Raw genomic sequence first — 23999 nt, forward strand, 5'->3', positions numbered from 1 at the left:
CTGGATGGTGAGGTTGTGGACGGTGGCAGCTTGGGTCCATGCCCTGATAGCGGTGATCTGGACCTAGGTGCCGGCCGAGGTTTGCAACCAGGTTCCCGGAATCAGGTCGATGGCGTCGACCCACTGGTCGAGTTCGGGGACCCAGACGGGATGTTCGTCGGTGGCGACGATAGTGTCGCCGACCGCGGTCGGCCCAGGCGTCCCTTCCCTGTCACTGTCGTCGGCGGCGGGTTTCTCGGTGGTGGCGTCCACGGTGATCTCGACCAGGATCTTGGCTCCTGATCCGACGATGGTGGCCAGCACTGTCCTGGGACCCTGTTCACCGGTCTCGGGGTCTGTGGCCAGTACCTTGTCGCCGGTCTTGACCTTCTCGATCGGCTTGGACGTGCCATCGGCCATCAACACCCGAGTGCCGGGAACGAAGCTGTTGCGGATCGGACATACGGCGTTGCCCGGATCCTTCTTCATCAGTGTGTTGACCGCTGAGATGATCTCGCCGCCCAACTTCTTGATCCTGGAGACCAGGCTGGCGAACTTGCCCCACCGCAGCGCGTACTTGACCGCCAGCTTGGCCAGCACCCCGCCCGGTGCGAACAGCGTCATCGCCACGTTCAGCGCCGTCTCACCACAGGCCCCGATATCGCCTGTGGTCAGACACTCGATGCCCGCGGTGATGCCCAACTCGTCCGCGATGATCTCGACCAGCCCGGTCGCGGCCGCCGCCAACTGCTGACTCGCCTCCGAATGCGAAGTCCCTCCCGACGAAGACGAGTACGAGGACGAGGAGGCTGTCCGCTGGTAGAGCCGGGAAGGCGACGCAGCCGACATGGAAGGAGCACCGTAGTAGCGGCCACCACGACTGCCGAAGTTGGGAATGTAGGTGGGCGGTGAGACCGGGACCGGGCGCCCGGCCCGAGCAGCCTCGGCGTTGGCTTTCGACCTCGAATTGATGGCCATTGCCTGCCGCCGCTTGTACTGGCGCCGGTAGTCGGCCGCGTAGTCGTAGTACAACCCGCTGGGGTCGGAGAAGGTGATGGGGCTGTTGTTGGCGTAGGCGTAGCCGTGCATCTGTTGGGAGTCGGCGAAGTCGATGATCGGGTCCGCCGAGATGAACCGGCCGGTGTTGGCGTCGTAGGCGCGCGCCCCCAACTGGACCAGGCCGGTTGACTCGTCGACGGTGCCGCTGACGAAGCCCTTGTCGGTGGGCCAGGTGCCGGTGCTGCCCCGGTCGGCGCCGAACGCGGTGGTGCGGCGGCGCACGGTCTGGCCGGTGAGGGCGTGCACCGCCAACTGTCCGGTGGCCTGGTGGTCGGAGAAGATCCAGTGAACAGCGTTGCCGCTCGTGCGTACCGCCACGGTCTCGCCCACATGCTGGTAGAAGCGGGTGGCTCCCACCGAGGGCACGGTCTTGTCCAGCCGGATCTCCATGCCCGCCAGGTACAGCACCGCCTCGGTGGGGGTTTCGCGGATCAGTTGCTGTCCGTCGGCGTCGTAGCGGTAGGCGGTGGTGGAGCCGTCCTCCTCGGTGACCTTGACCAGTCTGCTCTCGGCGTCCCATTCCAGGTCCTGGTCGCGGGAGGCGGTGGTGCGACTGGTCATGTTGCCGGAGGCGTCGTAGGTGTACTGCTCCAACCGGGTGCCGTCCGGTCCGGTCTGTTCGACCTGGGTGAGGGTGTGCGGCTGGGACTGGCCGGCGGCGGGGGTGGTGTAGGTGCGGACCGTGTCGCCGTTGGCTGCGTGGCGCACTTCGGTGGTCTCGCGGTTGCCCACCGCGTCGTAGGTGTAGGAGTGCCTGGATGTGGTTGTAGACGTTCTCCACGTAGGCGCTGGAGTGGTTGTAGCGGTAGAGGGCGTCTCGTAGTTGGGCGGGGTCGTTGAGGTTGGTCTTTCCGGTGCCGCACAGGTAGGCGACCGCGGCGTAGGCGGCGTCGACGATGTTGTGCGGGTCGGCCACTCCATCGCCGTTGCCGTCCTTGCCCCAGGTCTCCCACGTCGCGGGAATGAACTGCATCGGCCCGACCGCCCGGTCCCACTTCGGGTCGCGGTCGTAGCGGCCGCCGTCGGTGTCGGAAATGGCCTGCACCGTGTCCCCGCGGTCGTTGATCACCCCGCCGTCGAGCGCCACACCGATGATCGGCGGAGTGATGTCTCCGGCCGTGTCGGCCGAAGCGCCGTTGAGCGTGCCGTGGTGAGATTCTTCTTGGCCGATTCCGGCCACCACACTCCACCGCATCCCCGTGCAGTCCGGGGCGATCTCCGCCGCCGCCGCAGCAGCCTGGCCATAGGCCCGCAGCACCACGTCGGGGATGCCTTCGACCTGGTCAGGAATGGCGTAGGTGCCGGCGGAGGCCGACGCGCACGCCGCGGACGCCGTGACCAGGAGGGCCGCCGCGGCCAATCGGCGCGCAAAAGGCCACTTCAACGGGGGAACCATTTCTGCTCTCTGTGATTTATGGCGCTCATGTCCGTAGCGGGACTGATGGTATAAACAGTGCTGACTGACCGTAATGTGAGAACGGCAGGATGCGATCCATGACCGAGAACTCGTCCTCTTCACTGTGGGACGTGGGGCGGTCGCAGGACTCCTTCAGAAGTCAGAGAAGGGCCTCCCACGATGCCGTGCTGATTCCTGCCGCCCCCGAACATCTCGGCCATGCGCTTCTCGTCCGGGACCTGCTGCAGGCGGTGGGAGAGGACATCCCCCTGACGCTGTACGTCGCCCAAGCGCGCAGATTGGACGACGATCCCCACGTCCAGCAGGTGGTGGTGGCCCCCTCGACCGTGCGTGGACTGGTCGACGCCTCCGCGGTGATCTCCCGGTGGCCGCACACGCTGGCGCGTCCGGTGCTGCTGGTGGTGCGCGACGCCCCGCTGCCGCCACCGCCGACCGTGGTGCGGCACACCCACGCCCTGGCCGAGCGGGTGGAATGGACGCTGGAGGTTCCCTACCTGCCCGGCCTGCGCATGGTCTATGAGCCCGCCGAGGCACTGCGGGGCAGGGGTCGAAACGTCGCTCGGGCGCGCCGGACGCTGACCCGGATCCGCCAGATCCTGTGCACCGCGACGTACCTCGCCGCGCACTCCCCCCGCCCGGAGTCGGTGCCCTCCCTGGTCCTGGACACCTCCTCCTCCCCGCTCACCAGCGCGTGAGCCGACACGGAAGACCCCACCATGGAACCGCTCTTGCTGCTGACGGACGCTGCCCTGTTCCTGGCGGACACGACCGAGTCCCCGGCCCCGGGAGGCAACTATCCGGACTGGGACTCCCCGGCGGTCGCGCCGCCCGGCCTGGACGAGTACGCCACCACCTGGATCGGATGGGCCTACTGGATCGCCGCGCTCGTGGCGTTCTTCGGACTGGTCGCCTCGGGGATCATGCTGATGGTCGGCAAGTTGGCGTCCCGGTCGGCGACCTCCGCTGACGGCCTGCGCCACGCGGTCTCGGTGATCTTCGGCGCCTGCCTGGTGGTCATGGCCACCTCCATCGTCGCCGGACTGTTCGCGACCTGATGTCCACACCCGCACAGATCGCCGCCCGGGCCGCACGCACCCGCCGCCGTCTTCTCCTGGCCGCCGCCGCGTTCCTGGTCGTGCTGGCCCTGGTCGTCGGCTGGCTGCTGGGCCGGGCCGGCACCGCGCAGACTCCGACGGCGTCTTCGAGCCCGCAGGCCAGCCCGGCCCCCTCCGCCACAGCGGACGCCTTCGTGCCCCTGGCCGGAGAGAACCTGGCTCTGGGCCAGTACCAGGTGAACTATCCCCGCACCCCCGAAGGCGCCGTCTCGGCGGCCATCGCCGCCGTCCAGGCACTCTCCACCAACGACGCACAAGCTCTGGCCGACGCCCTGACCGTCTACCACGGCCTTGAGAACGAGCAGATCCCCTCTGAAGACCTCGAAGAGGAGATAGAGGGCTTCCTGAAGGTCCGCGCTCACGGCATCGACAGGGACCGGCCGGAGGGGACCGTCTTCGATTATGAGAAGTTTCCCGCTCCGGCGTCCTACTTCTACATCACGCCCATCGGAGTGTGGTGGGAAGAGACCGACTCCTTCACCGTAGACGTGCGGATTCTGGCCACCGAGGAGATCAGCGACGGCATGGGACTGGTGTTCAAGCGGCGCTACATCCACGGCTGTCTGATGCGTTGGGAGCCTTCGGTACGCTCCGGCGACTGGGTGATCGAAGAGGTCCGGGATCCCTCCATGCAGGACTTCTACGCGCCCAAGGAGGAGGACTACACCCTCGACAATCCCAACTGGACGCCGATCTCCTTCCCCGAGTGGGACGACAGCGAATGAAGCGCGCCTGGATCGTTGCTGTCTGCACGGTTCTCGCAGTGCTCATGGCAGTATCCACTGCCGCTGCTGACTCCTTCGACCCACACTCTCCTGGTGAGCTACGTGACAACGGGTGGAACGAATACAACGTTGGTATAGACAGCATCCTCGGATTCGATGTCGGTGAGGAAACCTCAATCTTCTGCAAGACAAAGACAGAAGTAACCGAGGACGACAACTGAGGTTAAATTTGTGGGGTTACGGCTCAAGGGTGAGTCCGGCTCCGGCGAGGAATCCATCAATCAGGGCGGGCCGGTACCGCATCGGTGCGAGCCGGCGGGCGACCAGTTCGGCAAGCTGGTCGATGTGGGCAACCGCCAGGTTGCCCAGACCGCGTTTGAGGACCGCCCCCACACCCTCGACCGGGTTGAGTCCGGGTGAGTGAGCGGGGAGGCGCACCACGCTGAGCCGGTCCCGACCACACAGGCGGCGACGCATCGCCGCGCTGGTGTGCCGGTTGAGGTTGTCCCAGACCAGCACGATCGGGCCGCCCAACCGTCGATGCGCGGCATCGAGCAGGGCGATGGAGTCGGCCTCGGTGAAGGAGGCGTTCTCCCCGGACTTCTGGTGTTCCACACGGGTGCGGGAGAACAGCCGGGACACACAGCCGCCGCGGTGGCAGGCCGGGGCGGCGGTGACCCGCCCCTGCTGTGCCGGCACAGCACTCACCGGAGTGTGTCCGCGTCTGCTCCACGTCCGTGCCCCGGGCGGCCCTGAGCCCCTTGCCCGGACTCGTCTTCGACGACGATCCAGGCGCCCAGGTCGCCCGCGGTCTTTTGACCACCGGCCAGTCCCGGCACCCCCCAGTCGGTGATCGCACTCTCGTCGCGCTGAGCCGCCCGCGCCCGGTGCGCGGGCCCTCGTCGCACACACCCGCCCCATCCGGTGCAGCACCAGGGAAACACCCTTGAGCGTGGAGGCCACCGTGAAGTGCTCGACCACCAGGCAGCGCACCCACTCCAGCGTCCACCGCTGGTCAGTCCATCCATGCGCACCCGCTCCGACCTCCAGCAACCGCTGAAGCAGCGCCAGTTCGCGCTCATCAAGTCGGCACCGCGACGCAGACCCCTGGACCGCAGCACCTCACGCCCTCCGGTTTCGAAAGCCTGCCGCCACCGCCACGCCGACATCCGCGACCCCCGATAGCAGGCGGCCACCTGTGTGGTGGAGACCCCGGCCGCGAAGTCCTCGACCGCAGCCATCCGCACCGCCTCACGACGTTCTCGCTCCACGGCGGGCTGACCGCCGCCACCGGCATACCTCACACCTTCGGCACAACCCCGCCCACCAGCAGCCACACCAGACAACCGACAGAACGCAACCCCACAGATTCAACCTCAGCACACCTGGTCCGCCGTCTCCGGTGGGCATTTGTGCGTGACTTCCGACGCTGGTCAACTCATGTTCGTCTGGAGCGGCGGGAGACTCATCGGCCTGCATTGAGGCGCGGAGATGGTCAAGTAGCCGCTGGGCGGCCGATGCAAGTGGACCATGGTCTGAGCCGGAGTGGCGGGTGTGGTCCGGCAGTGGTCTGCGGTGGCCTGTTCGGAGGGGTGACTGGTCCGCTTCGGACCGTATCTGGTTCGAGCAGGTACCGTGCGCATGCTGTCTCTCCTCTTCAGATGGTTCGGACGGTGAAGCTGGGAGTGCTGGCGGAGCTCAACGAGTTGAGGAGAGCGACCATATCTATTCGCCAAAAATATTTCTTAGCATAGATGCATTAATGGCGTGTTGGTGTTCCACGTCGAGCATGCGTGTCGCCTCACGGATGCGGCATGGTGGGGAGGAGGTGGTGGATGCCGGTCGTGGGCGAAGGGGTTCGATGGGCAGGAGCGGGCTTGCGGGGTGGCGGCCGGAGAAGCTGCGTGAGGCGCGTGAGGTGGCGGGGCTGTCGATGAGTGCGCTGGCGCGCAGGGCTGGGGTGTCGCAGCCGATGATGTCGCGGTACGAGCGGGGCGAGTCGGCTCCTTCGGTGGAGGCCCTGGCCAGGATCGCCGCCGCGCTGGGGAAGCGACCCGCGGACTTTCTCGACCCGGAGGTCAGGGGCATGGCCGCGCTGCGCGCTGCCCGAGGGCTGTCCCAGCAGGACGTGGTGGAGCGAGCGGGGATTCCGGAGCTGACAACCGGGGCCTACTCGCACTGGGAGACCGGCCGGGTCCGCCGGATCCGCAACGGTGACGCCGAGAAGCTCGCCGCGCTGTTCGGGGTATCGGTCGACGTGCTGCTGGAGGCCCACGCCCAGGATGTCGCGCGGCGCGAGGCCGCCGGCGACGATCAACAGACAGCCGACGGGGCTCGGAGTTGACCACTTTCTCCGGGCCCGCTGACTGTGGCCCTGCCGGGGCTACTCCCCTGGCAGTTCTGGTTGCCGACCGGCGGGCGACGGCCCCTCGGAGGCGATGAGCAGAGATCCCTGGGACCGGGACTGGCGAGGCGGCACCGGGTGTCCGGCCAGTTCGTGGACGGCGGTTTCCAGTTCGGGGTTGAGCAGCGGCCGGTTGGGGGCCAGAGCGCGCAGGATGTCGTGAAACGCGGTGGCGGGGTCGAGGCCCAGCAGGGTGGCGTAGCGGGCGGCCACGGCCGGGGTGCGGCTGCGTCCGGCCGCGCAGTGCAGCAGCACCCGCTTGCCCTCGGCGCGGAGTCCGGCCACCGCGTGGGCGGCCTGGTCGAGGGTGAAGTGGACGTGGGCGTTGGCTCCGACCTGGTCGATCAGCCACACCCGCACATGGTCGGTCCGTGGGACCTCGGTGAAGTCGGCGGTGCCGGTTCGGCACAGCGACACCACCGCGTCGGCTGTCTCCTGCCAGGGGCGGGCCAGGCGCAGGTTGCCCAGCAGGACGCCGTCGTCGTGCGGGTGGGTCGTGACGAAGGGCTCGGTGACGTCGGCCTGGAAGGGGTGGCGGGCGGCTTCGGGCCACCCCTGGGCGTCGCAGTGTCCGCCCTGGAAGGTGCGTACGGCCAGGCTGGTCAGGTCGCGGGTGTGCAGGCCGGGCCAGCCGTGTACGGCGCGCTGCCACTGCCAGGGGATGGCTGAGGCGCCCCAGCGGGCGCCGAGCAGGGCTCCGGCGATCGCGGCCACGGTGTCGGTGTCGCCTCCCGCGCGCGCCGCGGCTTCCAGGGCGTGTTGGAGGTGCTGGGCGGCGAAGACTCCGTCGGCGGGGCGGTGCTCGGGGACGGGGGTGCGGGTGATCGCTGACCAGGCCGCCTGCAGGGCGCGGACCACGAATCCGTTGTCGGTGAAGGTGTGCGGCGGGTGGTGTTCGGCCTCGTCCAACCAGGCCTCCCACTGGGCGCGCCGGTCAGTTTCCAGCAGTCGCAAACCGCGGCGTACGCCGTCGAAGGTGCCGTGGGCCACGGCGTGGCGGATGCCTTCGCACCACAGCACGCAGGCGTCGGCGGCGAGCGGGTCGGCGTGGGTCAGCTCGCTGACGCGGCGGGCGGCCTCGGCCGTGGCCTCGGGATCGTGCGGAAAGGCCAGGGCGACGGGGGCGGTGCGCATCAGTGAGCCGTTGCCCGCGCTGGGACGTCCCTGGGCGACGCGGGCTCCTGATGCGGCCAGCATCCACTCGGCCAGGCTCAACTCCGCGTGTGCCTCGGCGTTGCGGGCGGCTTGGCCGAGCACGGCGGCGGTCTGGATGCCGATGTCGGAGGCGCCGTCGCGGTGCCAGTCGACGAAGCGGTGCGCGACCTGGTCGAGGGCCTCCGAGGAGCGCAGGTCCGCGCCGGTGGCCGCGACCTGGGCGATGCACACCGCCATCTGGGTGTCGTCGGAGTACTCCCCGGGAGCGTAGGGGCCCAGTCCGCCGCCGATCATGCGCGGTGTCTGCTGCTGGTCGAGGCGGGGTGCGAACTCGTAGGGGACGCCGAGGGCGTCTCCGCAGGCGGCTCCGAGGAGTACTCCGGCGGCGCGGTCCAGAACGTGAAGCATGCTGTCTCCCGTCGGTTGCTGTGTGTCGCTGGCAGTGGGCGGTTCGGTGGGGAGCCGTGGGTGCGGGGTGTCACGACACGCGGGCGCGGTGGTCTTCTTCCGGTGTCCTGGTTCAGCGATCACGGAAGGGCGTGTCCATGCCGGAACCGCTGCTGACTCCGTTCAGCGGGCTCAACGTCTCCCATTCCACCGAGCACCACCTCGTCAACGCCTCGTTCCACTCCGGTGTCCTCGACCCCGAGGCTGCCGGGCAGGCCCAGCGGGTCGGCAATCCGTACGCGGAGTGCCACCGCTACGACGCCCGGCCGCCGATCTTCTCCCTGGCCCAGGGGGCGGTGCACGTGCACCTGACGGCGGTCTCCGCCGAGCAGATCGCCCCCGAGGACCTGGAGACCGCACGCGGGCTCGCCGAGGCCGCCGCGGCCTATGCCGAGGAAATCGACCGCCTCTACCGCGCCCGGTCGCGGCTTCCCGGGGAGTCGGAGCAGCCGACTCCGTAGGAGGCGTGGGAGAGGTCGGGGGTGGGGTGTGTGGCACACCCCATCCCTGACCGGTGTTCCCCACCCCATCCAGACTATGCATCTAATCTAAGAATCGGAAGCAGGCTTCCCGGATGAAGTTCTCCGAGGTCGCCCGGCGTTCTCCCTTGACAAGACTATGCATCTAATCTATTTCTTTGAATAGATACATTACTGAGGGTGGTGGCTCCGACACCGCTCGCTCCCGGTACCGCACCGGCTCGCAAGGAGAGAACCCGCATGACCCACGACTTCGCAGACCGCTTCACCGAACGGCCGAGGATGCGTGAGACCCAGCGCGCCCGCCGCGGCCACGCCTTCCTGCCCGCGGACGTTCTGGCCGGCCTTCCCGGCCGCGGGCAGAACCGTCCCGTCCGCCTGGAGGAGGCGACCATCCACCTGCACTACTTCGCGGGCGGGTGCGACTGGTGGATCGCCGAGGCCTGGCCCGAGACCAACGGCAACGAGGTGGTGTGGCTGGCCTTCGGCTACACGCGCCTGGGGCACGTCCCCGACGGCGCGGAGTGGGGACTGGTCAACCTCACCGAACTGGAGCAGGTCAACGTCCGAGGCGGGCTGGTGGTCGTGGAACGCGACCTGTCCTGGCAGCCGTGCCCCGCCCACGCCTGCATCCCCGACCTGACCCACCGATGACCACCCCGGTTCCGCCGGGGCCAGAAGCCCGCGCCACCTGTGTGAGGAGTCCGCTGTGACCGTTGATCCGCGTGTCTTCGCCCGCATCGAGGCCGCCGCCACCCACCCGTTCGGGGTCCTGGACCTGGAAGCCGTCCGATCGCTGCCGGACTTCGTGTCCTGGCGGGGCCGCGACTGGGACTGCTCGGACTGCGGCGCCTACGGCCGGGGCCACCGCACCCCGCTGGACGGCGCCAAGGCCGCACTCGCCCACATCGCCCACGAACACCACCCCGCCCTGGCCCACCGCGACGGCAACGGACTGCTGCTGGGACAGCGGGTCCACGTCGTCTACACCCCGCCCGGCGGACCTGAACTGGAGGACACCGGCCTGTTCCTCGCCGTCCACAACCCGGCCACGATCCGCCCCGGCATGACCGAGGCGGAGTCCGGCGACCACTACGAGTTCGAGTTCGACCGGCTGGGCCACCGCGTCCTGCCACGCGCCCACATCACCGCGCTCACCCCCGCCGACGAGCGGGGCTGAGTGCCCGGGGCGGACTGGAGCACGTCCGGCCCCACCCGAGTCTGTGTGATCCGATGATCGGAGGAATCATGTCCGTTTCCTGGGCCGACCTGGCCCCTGACGCGGTTCCGCTGCCGCCCGCTCCCCCACCGCACCACCTTCCCGGCTTCCCGGCCCTGCGCGCCCACGCCCGCCAGGCCACCACACAGTTGCCCGTCCCGCAGATCTGGACCACCCCCGGCCAGGGTGCGGTGCTGAATTGCCCTTGCCAACCCGGACTGGGTGTGCCGGTGCCGCAGTACTACTGCCCGAACGCCCAGCGCCGCCTCATGGCCGAGCGGCGGTGCATCAACTGCGGCGAGCCCGTCGACGGGCCGCTGGTGTTCCTGGGGGTGCTGGGAGCGGGGGCGACCACCGCCCCGCCGCTGCACCCGGCCTGCGCGCGCCGTGTCGTCGAGGTCTTTCCCCGCCTGTGGAGCCTGCGCAACGCGGTGGTCCTCGCCGCTACGGGATATGCGCTGTACGAGCAGCGGCTGACCCGGATCACCGACGGGAAAGCCCGCTACACCTATCCGCGTTGCGGCCTGGACGGCAACGCTGGTCTGGGGGTACTGGGCCTGCTGGTCGCGGTCCCCGACACCCAGCATCCCGTCCCGCTCAACGCCTGGGCCAACGACCATTACGGTCGCGGCCAAAGCGAGCGGGTGAGCGGGACATGAGCGCGCCCGATACGGCGGGGCCGCCGCCGATCCACCCGCGCCGTCTGCCGCTGCCGTCCGGGATCGCGCAGTTCCTCGCGCTGGCTCTCGACCACGGCTGGGACCTGGCCGTCCTGCGCGAGGACCGCTCCGGGACGCACCTGGTGTCGGTCCGGCTGGAGCGCGGGGCGTTCCGCGCCGAGGTGTGCTGGGCGGTGCGGCCCGAGGGAAGCTACCGGATCGTCGAGGCGACCGTGTGCCTGCCCGGTGCGGGCAAACGGTGGTCCACGCTCGGATCGGTCAAACAGTTGGTGGCCCATCCGCCGATCGAGTGGCGGCTCCGCGGACGCGGGGCCGTGTGCGGGCTGTACGCCTACCCCGACGGCACCGGCTACACCCTGCACCGCTCCCTGACCGGCAACGGCCCTGCCCCGTGGGCGGGCGCGGACACCACCCGCCACCCCGACCGTGCCGGCGCCTACCAGGCGCTGGTGCGGCTGGGCCGGTCCCTGCTCGAGAGGGGGTGGGAAGCCGCATGACCGCCACGACCCGCGCCTCGATGCTGGCCCGTTCCACCGTGCGCGGCTACTGCGTCGGCAACTGCTGCAACGGCGCCCAGTCCCGCACGATTCGGGTACGCCGCCGCCGTGCCCTGCGCAAGGCAGAGAAACGCTTCTGGCGTCGGGACCAGGAGGTGGCCCGGTGACCGCCGAACAGGCCCGCACCCAGGCACGCCGGATCGCGGCCACCGCACATGATCGGTGGAGGAGCGTGTACGGGCCGTCCCGCCTGGAAGTCCCCGTGAGCGCGGTGGCGTGCCTGGCCCTGTACACCGGAGTGCGGCAGCCCGATGTCCTCGACCCGCTGCGGCGCCTGCCCGATCTGCGCCTTCACGAGTTCCGGCGCGACCAGTGGGCGCGGTGGAACCACGCGGCCGCGGTCTGGCCGGGACTGCACCCGTACTGGGTGTGCTTCTTCGAGTGGCTGGTCGAACCCGACAGCCGCCTGCTGCTGGCCGGAGCCCGGGCCGTGGTCGCCGGCTGCCTGGACGCCGGACTGCTGGGGTTCGTCGGCGACCCGCACCGCCGTACCCGCGTCGACCTGCTCGGCGCGGTCCTCTACGAGCTGCGGCGGAACAGCTTCGGCGGCCTCACCGACCCGCTCACCGTGCGCCCGCGTCGCGACGTCCAGCGGCTGAGCACCGCCCAGCCTGGGGACACGCTCACCCTGTCCGATGTCGGCACCGGTACCCGACTGCTGCCCGTTGTCCATGACCTGCGCGGACGCGGTATCGCTCCCGCATCCGTGCGCTGGCGCTTCCACGAAGTCGACGAACTGGCCGCGGCCTGCCTGGCCGTCAACACCGTGCTGTGGGGCCTGCACCCGAGCGTCCTCATCGACACCGGTGACGACTGGCTGGACGAGGCCCACGAAATGCGCGAGGCCGCGCTGCGCCGCGACTGCGGCCACTGACCCGCACAACCGTCCCGCGGCGGCCCGCCGTGCCGCCGCACCTCCAGCACCGCACCACCGGGAGTCTCCGTCATGCCCGAAACCTGGAAGACCGTGCCCCAGCCGCCGGCCGTGGCCGCTCTGCCGACCAACACCGCCGGGTTGCCCGTGCCGTGGAACGCGTCCTGGACCACAGCCCCTGAACGGGTCCGCCACCAGGTTGGTCTCGGCCTTGTCCTGGACTGCGACTGCGTCCACGGCACCCCCCGTTACGGGGAGCAGTGCATGCGCCGCCAACGCCAGGCCATGGTCGAGCGCCGCTGCGGCCTGTGCGGCCAGGCGATCGCCCCCACCGACACCGTGGTCTTCTACGGGTCCCCCGCCCAGGCGCCGCTGTTCATCGAACCGCCCACCCACCCTTCGTGCATGGCCTACGCCGCGCGGGTGTGCCCGCGCCTGGCCGAGCACGCCGGGGTCTCGGTGGTCTTCCTGAGCCGCGACTACCGCCTGCTGCAACGCCGCGCCCTGACCGCGGACCCGCAGGACATGGCGGACCACGGGCTGTTCGACCTCGACGACCCGCTGGCCCGTCTGGCCGGGGTCCTGGACTTCTATGTCGCCGTGCCCACCGCGCCCGAGATCGTGCCGGTCACCGGGTGGCTGGCCACCCGAGCACCCCGCCTGCCCTGACCGCTCCACACCACCGGAAGAGAGGGAAGAACTGTGCCCCAGGCCACTCCCGCGCTGTACTACGTGTTCGACCAGCGCCCGGCCGACACCAGCGCGCACTCCGCCGTTCGCGACCTCATCGCCATGCCCTGCCGTGGAGCGCGCGTCCCCGGCGAGGTGGTGGAGTTCATCGGCGACAGCGACTGCGTCGAGGACCTCGCCACCCACCAGTTCGGGACGATCCGCTGGGACGAACACCGCCGCGTCGCCACCCTGCTCTACGTCCGCCCCGCCCACCGGCGGCAGGGCATCGCCACCGCACTGTGGACCACCGCCGCAACCCTGCATTCCCGCCGCACCGGCAAACCGCTGACCATCAGCACCGCACGCACCGTGCTGGGGGAGGTGTGGGCCCGCCACCTGGGATTGGAGGCGCCGCTGGAGCGGCTCGTCCTGCCGCTGACACCTGCCGCGCACACCCGCGACGTGCCGGCGCGGCTGCTGGTCCCCGACACCACCGTGGCCCTGGCCCGCGACCTCGCCGCCCGGTACCGCCTGCCGCTGCGCGAGGTCATGGCCTGCTGCCAGGCCACTGTCGAGGCCGCTCTCGCGTTCAAGGAAGGACGCCGGTGACTCCTTCCGGCAACCGCGTGTTCAAGGACCCGGTCGTGCGGCTTTCCGCTGGACTGGACGCCGTGCTGCCCGTCGCCGTACTCACCGCGCTGCCCCAGGTCGCACGCCTCACCCCGGCTGAGCGTCGCAGGCTGGCCAAGGAATGCGCGGACACGGTCACCGCGCACGGCGACGACCTGCTCTACGGTGGACCCCACTGCACGACGACCTTCGCAGCCCTGGCCCGAGGCCTGGCGGCGGGCGCGCTCCAACCGGGAGGCGTCACCGTCGCCGGACACCACTTCTGCGCCAGCCCGCACGAGGACTGCCCCACACCGGGTGCCGCCGCACTGCATGCGCGCCTGAACAGCTAGGACCGGCTGTTCTGCTACGGGTGCGTGGCGCGGGACTCGATGGAGTGCCCGCCAGGGCGTGCCCGCGCGTCTTCGGCCCGGCCGCCCTGTGGCAGAACCCAGGGCTCGACCTCAGGGCGGGCGACACGCGGGCGCAGGAACCGGGGCGGACTTCCACGAGCACGCGGACCGGGTGATCCCGCCGCGCCGTGGCCCTGCACCAGGCCGACGCCGCGAAGCCTGCTCGGCGATACCGGTGCCCGGTTCTTTGTCGGAGCCGCGGAGCCGAAGAGCGGCCCGCGAGGCTCTGAGACGGGCCCCGGGGTCTACCGTTTCGGTCACCGTGTGGGGCCGTCAGGGTGTGGTGGTTCTGTGATGCTCATGGCGTCGGCGATCCAGGCATAGGGGACGCGGTCGTGGTCGTTCTCGTCCTCGGTTCCGTTGATCACCGCCACCAGGGACAGGTACCGGCCGTGGGTGTCGTCGTAGCCGGGGCCGGGGTCGGCGGCTTCCTCTTCGGCGAGTTGGCGCAGAAGGTCGGGCACCTGCCGGTAGCCGTCGGCCATCCGGTCGCGGACCTCGGGCGTCAGCGGCGTACCGGACAGCGCGGTGACCTCCTCCACAAAACGCATCACGGCCTGTTGCACACAGGCGGAACGCGGCGACTCCCCGGCACGGTAGGCGGCGAGAAGCTCCCGCATGAGCGGGGCTCCGCTGTCGTGGATGAAGTCCTGGAACGGCTCGGTCGCCAGGAGCTGGGCCTCCGGCGCGGAGTAGGCATCGCGCAGGTAGGCGCGGACCGCGTCGCGAAACTCCGGGCGGGACACCAGGTCGGCCAGCTCGATCCAGGCTTCGAGCTGGGCGGCCGTGGGGTCGGCGGGCAGGACCGGACGCATCCCGCGCAGCCGGTCGACCAAGCCCTCGGCGACGTCCAGTCCCTCACCGACGTCGTTCCAGAAGTCGTCGATGGCCTGCTGGCGTTCCTCGTCGCTCATCGAGACGAGCTTGTGCATCAGGTCGGCCCGGGCGGCCGTGCCGCCCTGTTTGATCAGGGCCCTGAGCACCGCCCGCCGGGCCCGCAGGGCGCGTTCCTGCCGCTCGACGACGCCCAGGTGTGTGGTGAGCAGGTCGTGCAGGGTCGTGCCGCCGCGCAGCAGGCGGCCGATCTCCTCTGGCCTCGCGTCGTTGGCGTTCTGCGGCGGCCAGCCCGCCGCCGGTAGGGCACCTCATACCTCCGGCATGGCCTGCTGGGTCGGCCTGTCAAGAACAGTAACCCCATGAATTCAACCTCAGTACTTCCAGGCCCCACACACCAGCTACACCACCAGAACCATCTAGTTCCGGCTCAATACCAGAGGACCTCTTCGTATTCATCTTCGTACTCGTATGCCTCTTCGTCCTCGTCAGGCGGGACCGCGCGGCCGCAGGCAAAGCAGCAGTTGGCTGCGGCCGCGACGGCACTGGTCGAGATCATTGCGGACGAGTTGGGCATCACCACGGGCCTCGAGTGTCTGACCACGGGCGATATCGGGGCCTGCGGTGAAACGGCACTGAACGTGGCGATGACGCTATTCGCACCAGGCGGGGTGCTGGCCAAGCTCGCGGTTAAGTACGCACTGCGCTGGGGCAAGTTCGCCAACCTGGTCCCCAGGATCGAAAAACTGGGCGGCGAGATCATCTCGGCGATTAGCACGCTGATGAAGAAAGACCCGGGCAACGCCATATGCCCGATCAGCAACAGCTTCGTACCCGGTACCCCGGGTGTTGATGGCCGACGGCACGTCCAAACCGATCGAGAAGGTCAAGACCGGCGACAAGGTACTGGCCACAGACCCCGAGACCGGTGAACAGGGTCCCAGGACGGTGCTGGCCACGATCGTCGGGGCCGGGGCAAAAGACTTGGTAGAGATCACGGTGGATCCGGCCACCGAGAGATCGGCTGACGATGACAGTGACAGGGAGACCACGCCCGAGCCAACCGCGGTGGGCGATGTCATCATCGCCACCGACGGCCACCCCTTCTGGGCCCCCGAACTTGGCCAGTGGGTCGACGCCATCGACCTGACCCCGGGAATGTGGCTGCAGACCTCGGCTGGCACCTGGGTCCAGATCACCTCCATCAGGGCATGGGCCCAGGCAACTACCGTCCACAACCTCACCGTCCAAGGCGTCCACACCTACTATGCATACGCGAACACCACGTCGCTGTTGACGCATAACTGCGAAGACGGAGTTGTCCCCACAATCAGTAGCGATAGGTTGGGACATATCTATAGTCGTCACGGAGAAGGTGCGAGAGAGCGAGATCAGAACGCCGGAGAATTCAATGAGTCATTCCTCTATGACGATGAAGACAATGAATTGCTTGAGCAGAGACTTCTGGATGCAGTGAGCAATAGTGATCCTAGCCCTAATCCTAGGAGGAGAGGACATCTCCATCGCTATGACTATGGGTATGGAAATGACATTGGACGGGATGGAGAAGTCAGCACTAGTACCGTTGAGATTGTTGTGCTAGATAGTGGAAATATATGGACTGCGCATCCCGTAAAGAGGAGGTGATCTCGACAAACAGGATTTTAAGGGTGTGGGCAGGGCGACTTTGGTGGCTCCGCCCCTGTCATTCCAATTTTTCTCTGGCATTCCCATGTTTGTCGAGGGTGGCAGTTCTGTAACCCCTCTAAAGTAATCAGCTGTAGGCCTGTCTGTAGGTGTGTGAACCATGACAGCGGCATCGTCGCAACCTGTCGTCGGCTAGAATGGTCAAATTCTGATGAGCGGCGGCGTAGTTCAGTAGCTGTAGGATATGAATGCATGTGTCGACGATCTAGGAGGTCGCTCCAAGTTGGGTCATATTTGTGGATGAGACTGCAGTGCGGTGCTGACCAATAACCTTGAATGATGCTATAGCTGGTGGCTTGAAATATGTACTTCCTAGAAAAGCTAGACGCTTCTGTTTCCGGATACAGGAATATTTATTTTGGCATGAATCTCTTTGGGGAGGAAGTTGGAATCGTCTACAAAGACAACTATTTGTTAGATGCTGGTGTTAGTTTTTCCTGTCGCCCGGGGGGTTTGGCGATCCTGTGGAAAGGGAGTGCTGTCGACGTTCCGGAACTTCCTCCTCAGGTAGATATCATCGACCGTCTTGGCGATTCTTTTGTTATCGCTAGTAGGTTGCTTGCTGCTCGTGGAATGGAAGAGGGCGACGAACTCTCTGAAAGAGAGGTGAATGCTTGGATTGTTGACGAATTCGGGCGGATTCAAAGAAGCTTGTTCCTGGGAAACGAATTCTCTCATCTGTCCGCGGACAGGGATGGAAATATATGGGTTGGCTATAGGGACAAGCCAAGTTGGTGGCGGGTTCCCTTTGAGGAGGGCGCGGACGGGGAGGACGACAGGGTTTCCTTCCTTCCTGGACTGCTTCGCTGGAGTGCAGAGGGAAGAGTGAACTGGACCCTTCCTTCCCAAGGGACTTCCGGCGAATTTTTCTCTTGCTATGCCCTGAATAGTGGCCCCTTGGGGACTGTGGCTGCATTGGATCATGAAAATCTAGTTGTTCATGTGGATGTAGATGGCTCTACGAGCATGTTTCCCTCAACGGTTATCGCTCCACAGGGTATTGCTTTCGACGGGGAGAAATTTGTGTTCCTAGGGAATTACGGTTTGAGAAGAAAGCGAACTTCCCGTGTTGGATTCGATTTAATCTCTGTGGGTATCGTAAAGAATGGAAAAATTGAGATTCAGGATATTTCTAGGGTGGTTATGCCAAATGGTGATCCCTTGCCTCATTTTCCGCAAGGTGTCTCCTGTGCCGGAAAATCGATAATGATGAACTTCGGAGACCCTGGAGTTGTCTTCAAGCTGGTGTTGTGATGGCGGGAGCGCTGTACTGGGCTTTTTCATCCTGTTTCGCAGAGTTGGAGGACCAGCACTGCTCGGACGATTTCGCTGGATGCGGTGGGGCAGCATCGTAGGCGGCGGAGGACGTGCCGGTTCTTCAGTTGGGCGATGGCCCACTCGCCAGGAGCGCGGAGCTTGGCGTGGGCGGAGTTGGCGTCCTTCTTCCATTGCGGCTTGCCCCGGCCCTTGAACGGGCAGAACACCACTTTTGGGGCCAGACCGACATAGCCCTTGTCAGCCAAGCCGAGCAGCCCCGCGGCCTGGATCCGCTCGGCGACTTGGTGAAGAAGTGGTTGCGAAAGTCGAGCATGTGCATTTACTGAGGCAGCCGCAAACCCAGTCAGGACGTCGAGGGTGCCTGGTGAAAGTACTTGGCGATGTAGCCACAGGTCACTGCCTGATCACGGTTAGCTCCCCGCTCGCCGTGATCAGGCTGATGTCGGGCTGAACGCCCCAGCGCAATACACGGGCCAGTTCGTCCTCGGCTGCCGGAGCAGCGACCGCCACAGCCGAGGCGGCATGCGGTACGACGCCCGCCAGGGTGGTTGTGGTGGCCTCGGCCGAGGGACGGAGAGGTGTGCCCATCGGGGCCGTTGAGGCGGATGACGGAGTGGAAGTGGACGACACCGAGCGCTGATACTCGGGAGACCTTGGCAAAGGACGCCATCACCTGTCCAGCAGCTCCCGTTGGGACAGGCCTGCAGTTTTGACCAGGCAACAGCGCAGGACCAAGGGAAGCGCCGCCACAGCTTCAGGGACAGGGCGTTGAACAGGATCGAGCCTACGTAGTCACAGCAGTCTGGGTACAGCGTTTCCCCGAGTCAAGTCCCTTCGAAGCCGTGGGCAGGCGGGGCAGGACATGACTCGTCCGCGCGGGTAGGCGGTGGCGCCGTGGATGTGGGGGTAAGGAGTCGGACCCCGGCGACGAGCGCCAGGACGAGGATGGGACCGGAGGTCAGCAGTCAGGAGGCGAGGCGTCGTATGCCTTCTCGACCCTTCTGAGAATCCGAGACGGTGGTGACAGGAGTGAGGAGCGGGCAATGTCGTCACTGGTCATCTTGATGGACTAGCACCGCTGGCGGTCCCCTGGAGAGGGCAGGTTCGCGTACCTGTGGGCGGTGTTCGGCTGTGTGCTCGGAGACGTAGAAGGAGTGGGGCGCGGTGCCACTGGCCGGCCACGGACGCCTCCTCGGGCGTCTCGGCGGGGATTGCGCAAGCGGAGACCAACGCGGTCAGGTCGAGGTTGCCGAGGGCCAAGGAGGGCGGTCTCCGAATCGTTGACCTGGTGGCAGGTCCGCCTCGAGCACTGGGCATGGAGGGCGGTGACGCCGCGGCTGATCTGTTGGCCGCAGCAGGACAGGTAGATGCCGAAAACCTGCCCGAGCTGCTCGACGCGCAGCAGCGCGGTTGAAGTCTTGGCGATCTCGTCTTTCTCGCTCCCGCCCGGTTATCAGGTGCAGCTCGGCCAGCTTGCCCACCAGGACTACGACCGGCATCGGCCGCAGGTCCGCAATGGCATAGGTGGAAAACTCACCCCGGAGGGGACCGCCCCTGCCGTCCACGACGGCCAGGAACTTGCCCTAGTCGTGGAGCTTGTCCGGGGCCTTGTACAACCGGGGGTTTGGGCGGCCAACACATTCGATGCCTTGTGCACCTACCGGTAGGCGGTGACCAGGCTGACGGCGTGATCGCGGGCCAGGACGGTGACGCGGCTGCCGTCACGGAAGCGGCGCAGCACCAGGAATGCTTGACGAAACGGAGCCAGTTCCCGAGGTCAGCGGGGGCGCCGGGGGTGCTGCGGTGGACGGCCAGCAGGCGGGCCACGTAGTCGACACGAGGCCGGGGCGTCAAGCACAGCAGATACAGGGAACCACCGTGAAGCCTCTGGAGCAACGGGATATGGTCTTGACAGACCCGTTCCTACCAGGGGATTAACGCCTGCCAGGAACCACCCTCGCCATCCCACCCCCGACCCACCACCCAGCTCGTTCCCCCGAGGAAAACCGCATTGAATTTTGAGCCCCACTCGGGAAATGCCTCTCCCCAGGATGGGAAGAGACGCTTGACTTTGCCCGAGGCGAGGGCTGCGGAGACGGTAGTAGGATCACCTTCGGCGAAAAGGAGAGAACATGGCAGATTTCAGGTACTACTATGCCGAGAACGAGACTGGTGACAGAATTGACGACCCCTCCGAAGACGCCCTGTTCATGATGATCAAGGAACTCGATGGAGACGAGAACACTTTTGTTGTCGTCCAGCCTGAGGAAGAAAAACCTGAATGGTACGTATCGATCGCGACCTCTGATGAAAGCGGATATGAAATCGTCCGCTACGACTCTAAGACAAGCGAGCATGTAGTGACTGTTGATAATAGCGTTGATCGAATCTCTGTCGACATCACCGTCTGGACGGCTGCCAGGAGTGTCAAGAACGGACCCTTTTCGCCTTGACGGTGCTGGCGCAACCTCGTACCGATCGCCCTGATCCCCTGTTAAACGGCAGCCGTGGTCGACGGGGTGTCAACCACGATCGTCCCGTTCCACCAAGAGCTTGGACTATTGGCGGACTGTGGCTGTCTGCTGCTATCACACCGCTCCTGAACCCAGTGGCCCGCACCCGCGTCCAGCGGTCGCGATAACGCAGGCTTGAACCCGCCGCCCAGGCTCTGCTCGTCCTGATCCACCCGCACCCGGTCACGGCTGTTTCAAAGTCGGGGTTGGGCGACATCGGCGCTGGTCACAGCCGTGTGACGATCCCGGGTGAGTCCCTGGACACGACAACGGAGCCCCGAGAGGAGACCAGTGACTACCACATCGCTGATCCCCAAGGACTCCGTTGCGCTTCCAGTCTGCCATGCCTGCCTCCGCCCTGCGTGCGTCTTCTGCTGTCCTGCCCGTTGTCGACGATGGTGATGACCCTCGTGACCGGCGGGGACGACGCCACCAGTTGGGCTGTGTCCTCTCGATCGCCCTGTGCGCGATGCTGTGCGGCGCCCGATCAGTTGAGCGCGATCGGCCAGTGGGCCGCGGCCGCGCCCCAGCACGCCCTGGCCCGACTGGGCGCCCGCCTCACCTGCCCCGCGCTGGGGCTGCGTCAGGCTCCCAGCCCCGCCACCATCCGACGTGTCCTGACCCGTGTGGACCCCGGTGTACTGACCCGGACGAACTGGGCAGAGGAGTTGGCGGTGCTGGTGGTGGACGGCACGACCGCCCGAGGCTCCCACCACGGCGGCCGTGCGGCGGCGCACCTGCTGGCGGCCATGACACCGACCGGGCGAGTGGTCGCCCAACTGCGCGTGGCCGACAAGACCAGCGAGGCCCACGCACTCGCCGAACTCCTCGCCGACCTGGACCTCGCCGGTGGTGTGGTCAGCGCCGACGCGCCGCACACCTCAACCGCCACCTGGTCGAACAACGCCAAGCCCACGACCTGTTGTGCGTCAAGACCGACCAGTCCGCCCTGTGGGCCCAGGTCAAGAAACCGCCGTGGTCCCAGGCCCCGGTTGCCGGGGCGAGAACGCGACCGCGGCCACGGCCGCGTCGAGACCCGCACCACCAAGGTGCTCACCGTCCCGAACCTGGCCTTCCCGCACGCGGTCCAGGCCCCGCGGGCGCATCGGTGGACCAGGAACCCGACCACCGGTCGGATCACGCGGTCCCATGCCTTCTGGGTCAGCGGTGGTCTCGACACGGGTGGCGGCAGCGTAGCCCTGCCGGGCGTGCTCCAACAACCGTTCGGCGATCCGCGGCCCCAGCACCACACCGGAATCGAAACCGTACACAGAGGTGGGCGGCCAGGGCCGGGGTGCGGGGCGATCCGAACAGCAGCCGGTAGTGCACCAAAGCGGGGTGGGCGGCCAAGGTCTTCTCGATGGCCTCCAGATAGGGGACGTCCCGGGAACGGGAACCGGTCACCGCCAGGAACACGCGGGCGTTCTCGGCCACCTGCACCACCGCCTCCCGCAATTCCCGGGGGTCGGTGAGCAGCCGGGGCAACTCGTCTGCCTCGGCCGCCTTGTCCTGGTGGGCGAACAACTCCTCGACCGGCTGGCCGTAGTAGTCGGCGAGCAAGGTCCGGTAGCGGCGGGTAGTGGTGTGACGGCCCAACTCCCACCCCGAGAGCATGGACGGAGTGACACCACTGGAACCGGCGGGGGAAGCCGCGTCAAGGTCGGCGCACACCTGCTCCAGTGTGGCGTCTCGATCGAGTCGGGCCTGACGCAGCGGGCTTGGGCGGGGGGCTGGGGACCTCAACGCACCACGTCCTCCGAAAAGGTCAGGGAGCGGGCTGGGGAGTAATCGTCGTTTCACGCACCACGGGCATGGACAGCAGCTTGTCGCACACCGCCCGCCACGCGAGGTAGCGGTTGATGAGGACCTACCCCTGCGGCGGGTGGAACCCATCAAGCATCTGCTTCAACTCCGCGGCGGCGAATCCCTGGAATTCCCGTACCCGCCGGATGGGCATCGCATACCCCACCCTCCGGCCCTCGCGTGCCAGATACGGTTCCACGGTCGCGCCGTTGCCGGGGCGCATTCGTTCGGCGATCCGCGCGATCTTCTCAGGGGTGTCCTCGATCGCCACGTCCAGGTCGATCACCGCGCACAATCGGCTTTCGGGAGCGGTCAGGTATACGAACCACTGCGCGGGCGCTCCAGTGAAGAACCGGCGCCGGAACTCGTGGGTCTTCTCCCCGGTCCACACCAGCTCGTACCACTGGGTGTCCAGGCACATCACCACCGGCACCGGAGTAGAGACGGGGATGTCGAACAACGGCTGCTCCACTGGGGCTCCTCGTATGTCAAGGGATGGGTGGGGCCACAGTAACCACCCGCTTTCCGGGTGCGCAGCCGCTTGTCCAACTCCTCCCAGCCCTTGTTCACCGTGTGGACAACCAGACGGGCAAACGGTGGACAACCACCTCGACAACGCTTGATCTGGCTTTGGGCCGCGCGACGGGTGAACCTGACAGCACGCACCTGTCGGAGGTCCCCGTGCACCCTCGAACGATCGGCTTCCCTCGTGAAAGCGACGCCGCGGAGCGTCGCACCCTGCTCACCCCCACCTAGCCCACACTCTGGCACGCGCCGGGTTTCACCTACTCACCGAGCCCGGTACCGGGTCCGGTATCGGCCTGGACGACCAGGAGTTGTACGAGGAGGGCGTGGAGTTCACCGACTCCTCCCGGGTCTGGTCAGCGCCTCTAGTCCTGCGTTACAAATCCGGCCCCTGCCACGACCTGCACCGCCTTACCCCCGGACAGGCGATCGGGGCCATCTTCCATGCCGAAGGCGATCCGCACATGCTCACCGCCCTCACCCGAAGCGAGGTGAGCGCGTACAGTTACGAGTTCCTGAACGAGGACGGCCGCTTCCCCTGGCGGCAGCAGGAGGGCGTATCGCCGGAACGCTGGCGGTACACGCCGGCGCCCAGGCATTGCGCCACCCGCGCGGCCGAGGGGTGCTGCTGGACCACATTCCGGGTGCCCCGCGGGCCAGGGTCGTGGTGATAGGCAACGGCAACGTGGGGCACGCCGCAGCGACCACCGCCGCTGCGCTGGGAGCGCACGTCACCGTCCTGACCCGTACCGCAGACTCCGCCGCCGCCTATACGCACCGGGCACCGGCCGGGACCGTGGTGGCGCCCAATACCCCCGACCAGCTCGCTCGGGTACTGGCGGGCGCAGACCTGGTCATCGGCGCCATCCTCATCTCCACCTACACCACCCCCGCCATGATCAGCCGTGCCCACCTGGCGGCCATGCAGCCCGGCGCGGTGATCGTCGACGCCACCTGCGGGTACGGCCCCGGTTACCTGCCCACCGCCGGTGGCGTCCAACAACCCGGGGACGCACCGCACATCGTGGACGGCATCCTGCACCTCAAGCACGACGCCCTGCCCCGGCTGGTGCCGCGCACCGCATCCCACGCCTACACCCGCGCCGCCGCCCCCTACCTGCTGAGACTGGCCCGCCACGTCCTCGACCAGGTTCCGGACGAGGCCGTGGCGACCGCCCGCATCGCCCACCGCGGAGACCTGACGCACCCGGTGGTACGCGAGCACGCTGACCTCTACCACACAGGACGGGCCGCATGATCACTCGCCACAGTCCTGCGACCGTGGGGAAGCGGGTGGTCGCCGGCTACCGCGACCGCGCCGCCTTCGCCCGAGCCGAAGCCCGCCCCATCGTCCCCCACCTGCTCACCCGGGCGTTGGGCGGGGTGGAGGAGGTGGTGGAGTTCCCGTGCGGGACCGGCCACTTCCTCACTGCCTACGCCCAGGCCGGGGTATGGGATGGGCCGTTGGTGGGCGAGACGCCGGTCTCGGGAAGGCCCTCAGGAGGCTGTCGCGCCCCCTGAGGGCTCTGCACCGC

29 protein-coding genes and 1 pseudogene are annotated in these 23999 nt (G+C 67.4%); 22 read left to right on the forward strand and 8 right to left on the reverse strand.

Annotation, left to right across the window (positions count from 1 at the left end; translation table 11 throughout):
- Positions 1 to 63: 63 nt before the first annotated feature.
- On the reverse strand, positions 64 to 1770 hold the full coding sequence (locus NI17_RS09665) for an RHS repeat-associated core domain-containing protein (RefSeq protein WP_068694314.1): 1707 nt from the start codon (positions 1768 to 1770) through the stop codon (positions 64 to 66).
- Between the two features lie 762 nt (positions 1771 to 2532).
- On the opposite strand from NI17_RS09665, the gene NI17_RS09670 reads away from it, so the two are divergent.
- From NI17_RS09670 to NI17_RS09685, 4 genes are read left to right on the forward strand one after another with little or no spacing between them, the layout of a single operon-like run.
- A complete protein-coding gene (locus NI17_RS09670; RefSeq protein ID WP_147416987.1) occupies positions 2533 to 3150 on the forward strand; it encodes a hypothetical protein in 618 nt (205 codons plus the stop codon).
- A 21-nt stretch (positions 3151 to 3171) separates the two neighbouring features.
- Complete coding sequence (locus NI17_RS09675) at positions 3172 to 3510, forward strand: hypothetical protein (protein WP_119268108.1); 339 nt, start codon at positions 3172 to 3174, stop codon at positions 3508 to 3510.
- Positions 3510 to 4295: a hypothetical protein gene (locus NI17_RS09680; RefSeq protein WP_119268109.1), complete on the forward strand. Its 786-nt coding sequence runs from the start codon at positions 3510 to 3512 to the stop codon at positions 4293 to 4295. The genes NI17_RS09675 and NI17_RS09680 overlap by 1 nt, the downstream gene beginning before the upstream one ends.
- On the forward strand, positions 4292 to 4516 hold the full coding sequence (locus tag NI17_RS09685) for a hypothetical protein (RefSeq protein ID WP_147416988.1): 225 nt from the start codon (positions 4292 to 4294) through the stop codon (positions 4514 to 4516). The genes NI17_RS09680 and NI17_RS09685 overlap by 4 nt, the downstream gene beginning before the upstream one ends.
- Positions 4517 to 4532: 16 nt before the next feature.
- On the opposite strand, the gene NI17_RS09690 is transcribed toward NI17_RS09685, so the two are convergent.
- Positions 4533 to 5087, reverse strand: a complete 555-nt coding sequence (locus NI17_RS09690) for a transposase (protein ID WP_424565563.1) — start codon at positions 5085 to 5087, stop codon at positions 4533 to 4535.
- Positions 5000 to 5632: a helix-turn-helix domain-containing protein gene (locus tag NI17_RS24680; RefSeq protein WP_394326780.1), complete on the reverse strand. Its 633-nt coding sequence runs from the start codon at positions 5630 to 5632 to the stop codon at positions 5000 to 5002. The genes NI17_RS09690 and NI17_RS24680 overlap by 88 nt, the downstream gene beginning before the upstream one ends.
- Positions 5633 to 6156: 524 nt before the next feature.
- Here NI17_RS24680 and NI17_RS09695 point away from each other — a divergent pair.
- Positions 6157 to 6639, forward strand: coding sequence for a helix-turn-helix domain-containing protein (locus NI17_RS09695; RefSeq protein WP_068694238.1), 483 nt, complete (start codon positions 6157 to 6159; stop codon positions 6637 to 6639).
- 39 nt (positions 6640 to 6678) lie between these two features.
- Here NI17_RS09695 and NI17_RS24540 read toward each other — a convergent pair whose 3' ends face one another.
- The gene (locus tag NI17_RS24540; RefSeq protein WP_068694240.1) at positions 6679 to 8262 is read right to left on the reverse strand and encodes an ADP-ribosylglycohydrolase family protein; all 1584 of its coding nucleotides are present in this window, start codon (positions 8260 to 8262) and stop codon (positions 6679 to 6681) included.
- A 131-nt stretch (positions 8263 to 8393) separates the two neighbouring features.
- On the opposite strand from NI17_RS24540, the gene NI17_RS09705 reads away from it, so the two are divergent.
- From NI17_RS09705 to NI17_RS09750, 10 genes are all read left to right on the forward strand, one after another.
- On the forward strand, positions 8394 to 8762 hold the full coding sequence (locus NI17_RS09705) for a hypothetical protein (RefSeq protein WP_119268111.1): 369 nt from the start codon (positions 8394 to 8396) through the stop codon (positions 8760 to 8762).
- A gap of 258 nt (positions 8763 to 9020) precedes the next feature.
- Entirely contained in the window at positions 9021 to 9434 is a 414-nt protein-coding gene (locus tag NI17_RS09710; RefSeq protein WP_068694243.1) for a hypothetical protein, read from the forward strand.
- Positions 9435 to 9489: 55 nt separating this feature from the next.
- Positions 9490 to 9960, forward strand: coding sequence for a hypothetical protein (locus NI17_RS09715; RefSeq protein ID WP_068694245.1), 471 nt, complete (start codon positions 9490 to 9492; stop codon positions 9958 to 9960).
- A gap of 68 nt (positions 9961 to 10028) precedes the next feature.
- Positions 10029 to 10658: a hypothetical protein gene (locus NI17_RS09720; RefSeq protein ID WP_147416989.1), complete on the forward strand. Its 630-nt coding sequence runs from the start codon at positions 10029 to 10031 to the stop codon at positions 10656 to 10658.
- Positions 10655 to 11176 (forward strand): hypothetical protein, encoded by a 522-nt coding sequence (locus tag NI17_RS09725; protein ID WP_147416990.1) that lies wholly within the window; start codon positions 10655 to 10657, stop codon positions 11174 to 11176. The genes NI17_RS09720 and NI17_RS09725 overlap by 4 nt, the downstream gene beginning before the upstream one ends.
- Positions 11173 to 11343 (forward strand): hypothetical protein, encoded by a 171-nt coding sequence (locus NI17_RS09730; RefSeq protein ID WP_157129816.1) that lies wholly within the window; start codon positions 11173 to 11175, stop codon positions 11341 to 11343. Before NI17_RS09725 ends, NI17_RS09730 begins: the two co-directional genes overlap by 4 nt.
- On the forward strand, positions 11340 to 12110 hold the full coding sequence (locus tag NI17_RS09735) for a hypothetical protein (RefSeq protein ID WP_068694251.1): 771 nt from the start codon (positions 11340 to 11342) through the stop codon (positions 12108 to 12110). The genes NI17_RS09730 and NI17_RS09735 overlap by 4 nt, the downstream gene beginning before the upstream one ends.
- A gap of 72 nt (positions 12111 to 12182) precedes the next feature.
- Positions 12183 to 12779 (forward strand): hypothetical protein, encoded by a 597-nt coding sequence (locus NI17_RS09740; RefSeq protein WP_068694253.1) that lies wholly within the window; start codon positions 12183 to 12185, stop codon positions 12777 to 12779.
- Between the two features lie 33 nt (positions 12780 to 12812).
- Positions 12813 to 13391: a GNAT family N-acetyltransferase gene (locus tag NI17_RS09745; RefSeq protein WP_119268113.1), complete on the forward strand. Its 579-nt coding sequence runs from the start codon at positions 12813 to 12815 to the stop codon at positions 13389 to 13391.
- A complete protein-coding gene (locus tag NI17_RS09750) occupies positions 13388 to 13744 on the forward strand; it encodes a hypothetical protein (RefSeq protein ID WP_068694255.1) in 357 nt (118 codons plus the stop codon). The genes NI17_RS09745 and NI17_RS09750 overlap by 4 nt, the downstream gene beginning before the upstream one ends.
- A 317-nt stretch (positions 13745 to 14061) precedes the next feature.
- Here the strand turns inward: NI17_RS09750 and NI17_RS09755 are convergent, their stop codons facing one another.
- On the reverse strand, positions 14062 to 14787 hold the full coding sequence (locus NI17_RS09755; RefSeq protein ID WP_234402180.1) for a hypothetical protein: 726 nt from the start codon (positions 14785 to 14787) through the stop codon (positions 14062 to 14064).
- Between the two features lie 375 nt (positions 14788 to 15162).
- On the opposite strand from NI17_RS09755, the gene NI17_RS09760 reads away from it, so the two are divergent.
- The 3 genes from NI17_RS09760 (at position 15163) to NI17_RS09770 (ending at position 17599) form a co-directional block, all read left to right on the forward strand.
- Positions 15163 to 15570 carry a hypothetical protein gene (locus NI17_RS09760; RefSeq protein WP_234402181.1) on the forward strand — a complete coding sequence of 136 codons (408 nt, stop codon included), beginning with the start codon at positions 15163 to 15165 and terminating at the stop codon, positions 15568 to 15570.
- Positions 15491 to 16285, forward strand: a complete 795-nt coding sequence (locus NI17_RS09765) for a polymorphic toxin-type HINT domain-containing protein (RefSeq protein ID WP_234402182.1) — start codon at positions 15491 to 15493, stop codon at positions 16283 to 16285. The genes NI17_RS09760 and NI17_RS09765 overlap by 80 nt, the downstream gene beginning before the upstream one ends.
- Positions 16286 to 16648: 363 nt before the next feature.
- On the forward strand, positions 16649 to 17599 hold the full coding sequence (locus NI17_RS09770; protein ID WP_147416991.1) for a hypothetical protein: 951 nt from the start codon (positions 16649 to 16651) through the stop codon (positions 17597 to 17599).
- Positions 17600 to 17625: 26 nt separating this feature from the next.
- Here NI17_RS09770 and NI17_RS24685 read toward each other — a convergent pair whose 3' ends face one another.
- Positions 17626 to 17868 carry a transposase family protein gene (locus tag NI17_RS24685; RefSeq protein ID WP_369974882.1) on the reverse strand — a complete coding sequence of 81 codons (243 nt, stop codon included), beginning with the start codon at positions 17866 to 17868 and terminating at the stop codon, positions 17626 to 17628.
- Positions 17869 to 19755: 1887 nt separating this feature from the next.
- Between NI17_RS24685 and NI17_RS09780 the strand changes: the two genes are divergently transcribed.
- Entirely contained in the window at positions 19756 to 20076 is a 321-nt protein-coding gene (locus NI17_RS09780) for a hypothetical protein (protein WP_068694265.1), read from the forward strand.
- A 1221-nt stretch (positions 20077 to 21297) separates the two neighbouring features.
- On the opposite strand, the gene NI17_RS09790 is transcribed toward NI17_RS09780, so the two are convergent.
- Together NI17_RS09790 and NI17_RS09795 are read right to left on the reverse strand one after the other, a co-directional pair.
- Complete coding sequence (locus NI17_RS09790; protein ID WP_234402183.1) at positions 21298 to 21750, reverse strand: hypothetical protein; 453 nt, start codon at positions 21748 to 21750, stop codon at positions 21298 to 21300.
- 253 nt (positions 21751 to 22003) lie between these two features.
- Positions 22004 to 22411, reverse strand: a complete 408-nt coding sequence (locus NI17_RS09795) for a hypothetical protein (protein WP_199860222.1) — start codon at positions 22409 to 22411, stop codon at positions 22004 to 22006.
- 280 nt (positions 22412 to 22691) lie between these two features.
- On the opposite strand from NI17_RS09795, the pseudogene NI17_RS09800 reads away from it, so the two are divergent.
- The 3 genes and pseudogenes from NI17_RS09800 to NI17_RS09810 all read left to right on the forward strand — a co-directional run.
- Positions 22692 to 23135: pseudogene (locus NI17_RS09800) on the forward strand (hypothetical protein); the annotation flags it as partial.
- Positions 23087 to 23722: an NAD(P)-dependent oxidoreductase gene (locus NI17_RS09805; protein ID WP_234402184.1), complete on the forward strand. Its 636-nt coding sequence runs from the start codon at positions 23087 to 23089 to the stop codon at positions 23720 to 23722. The pseudogene NI17_RS09800 and the gene NI17_RS09805, both read left to right, overlap by 49 nt.
- Positions 23719 to 23985, forward strand: coding sequence for a hypothetical protein (locus NI17_RS09810; RefSeq protein ID WP_068694267.1), 267 nt, complete (start codon positions 23719 to 23721; stop codon positions 23983 to 23985). Before NI17_RS09805 ends, NI17_RS09810 begins: the two co-directional genes overlap by 4 nt.
- Positions 23986 to 23999 lie beyond the last annotated feature (14 nt).

Origin of the sequence: Thermobifida halotolerans (assembly GCF_003574835.2) — a bacterium.
Classification (GTDB): Bacteria; Actinomycetota; Actinomycetes; order Streptosporangiales; family Streptosporangiaceae; genus Thermobifida; species Thermobifida halotolerans.

What these genes read in the sequence shown, in the direction of transcription:
- NI17_RS09670 (WP_147416987.1), top strand. Translation starts at nt 2,533, where the DNA reads ATGACCGAGAACTCGTCCTCTTCACTGTGGGACGTGGGGCGGTCGCAG.
- NI17_RS09675 (WP_119268108.1), top strand. Translation starts at nt 3,172, where the DNA reads ATGGAACCGCTCTTGCTGCTGACGGACGCTGCCCTGTTCCTGGCGGAC.
- NI17_RS09680 (WP_119268109.1), top strand. Translation starts at nt 3,510, where the DNA reads ATGTCCACACCCGCACAGATCGCCGCCCGGGCCGCACGCACCCGCCGC.
- NI17_RS09685 (WP_147416988.1), top strand. Translation starts at nt 4,292, where the DNA reads ATGAAGCGCGCCTGGATCGTTGCTGTCTGCACGGTTCTCGCAGTGCTC.
- NI17_RS09695 (WP_068694238.1), top strand. Translation starts at nt 6,157, where the DNA reads ATGGGCAGGAGCGGGCTTGCGGGGTGGCGGCCGGAGAAGCTGCGTGAG.
- NI17_RS24540 (WP_068694240.1), bottom strand. Translation starts at nt 8,262, where the DNA reads ATGCTTCACGTTCTGGACCGCGCCGCCGGAGTACTCCTCGGAGCCGCC.
- NI17_RS09710 (WP_068694243.1), top strand. Translation starts at nt 9,021, where the DNA reads ATGACCCACGACTTCGCAGACCGCTTCACCGAACGGCCGAGGATGCGT.
- NI17_RS09720 (WP_147416989.1), top strand. Translation starts at nt 10,029, where the DNA reads ATGTCCGTTTCCTGGGCCGACCTGGCCCCTGACGCGGTTCCGCTGCCG.
- NI17_RS09725 (WP_147416990.1), top strand. Translation starts at nt 10,655, where the DNA reads ATGAGCGCGCCCGATACGGCGGGGCCGCCGCCGATCCACCCGCGCCGT.
- NI17_RS09730 (WP_157129816.1), top strand. Translation starts at nt 11,173, where the DNA reads ATGACCGCCACGACCCGCGCCTCGATGCTGGCCCGTTCCACCGTGCGC.
- NI17_RS09740 (WP_068694253.1), top strand. Translation starts at nt 12,183, where the DNA reads ATGCCCGAAACCTGGAAGACCGTGCCCCAGCCGCCGGCCGTGGCCGCT.
- NI17_RS09765 (WP_234402182.1), top strand. Translation starts at nt 15,491, where the DNA reads ATGGCCGACGGCACGTCCAAACCGATCGAGAAGGTCAAGACCGGCGAC.
- NI17_RS09770 (WP_147416991.1), top strand. Translation starts at nt 16,649, where the DNA reads ATGTACTTCCTAGAAAAGCTAGACGCTTCTGTTTCCGGATACAGGAAT.
- NI17_RS09780 (WP_068694265.1), top strand. Translation starts at nt 19,756, where the DNA reads ATGGCAGATTTCAGGTACTACTATGCCGAGAACGAGACTGGTGACAGA.
- NI17_RS09790 (WP_234402183.1), bottom strand. Translation starts at nt 21,750, where the DNA reads ATGCTCTCGGGGTGGGAGTTGGGCCGTCACACCACTACCCGCCGCTAC.
- NI17_RS09810 (WP_068694267.1), top strand. Translation starts at nt 23,719, where the DNA reads ATGATCACTCGCCACAGTCCTGCGACCGTGGGGAAGCGGGTGGTCGCC.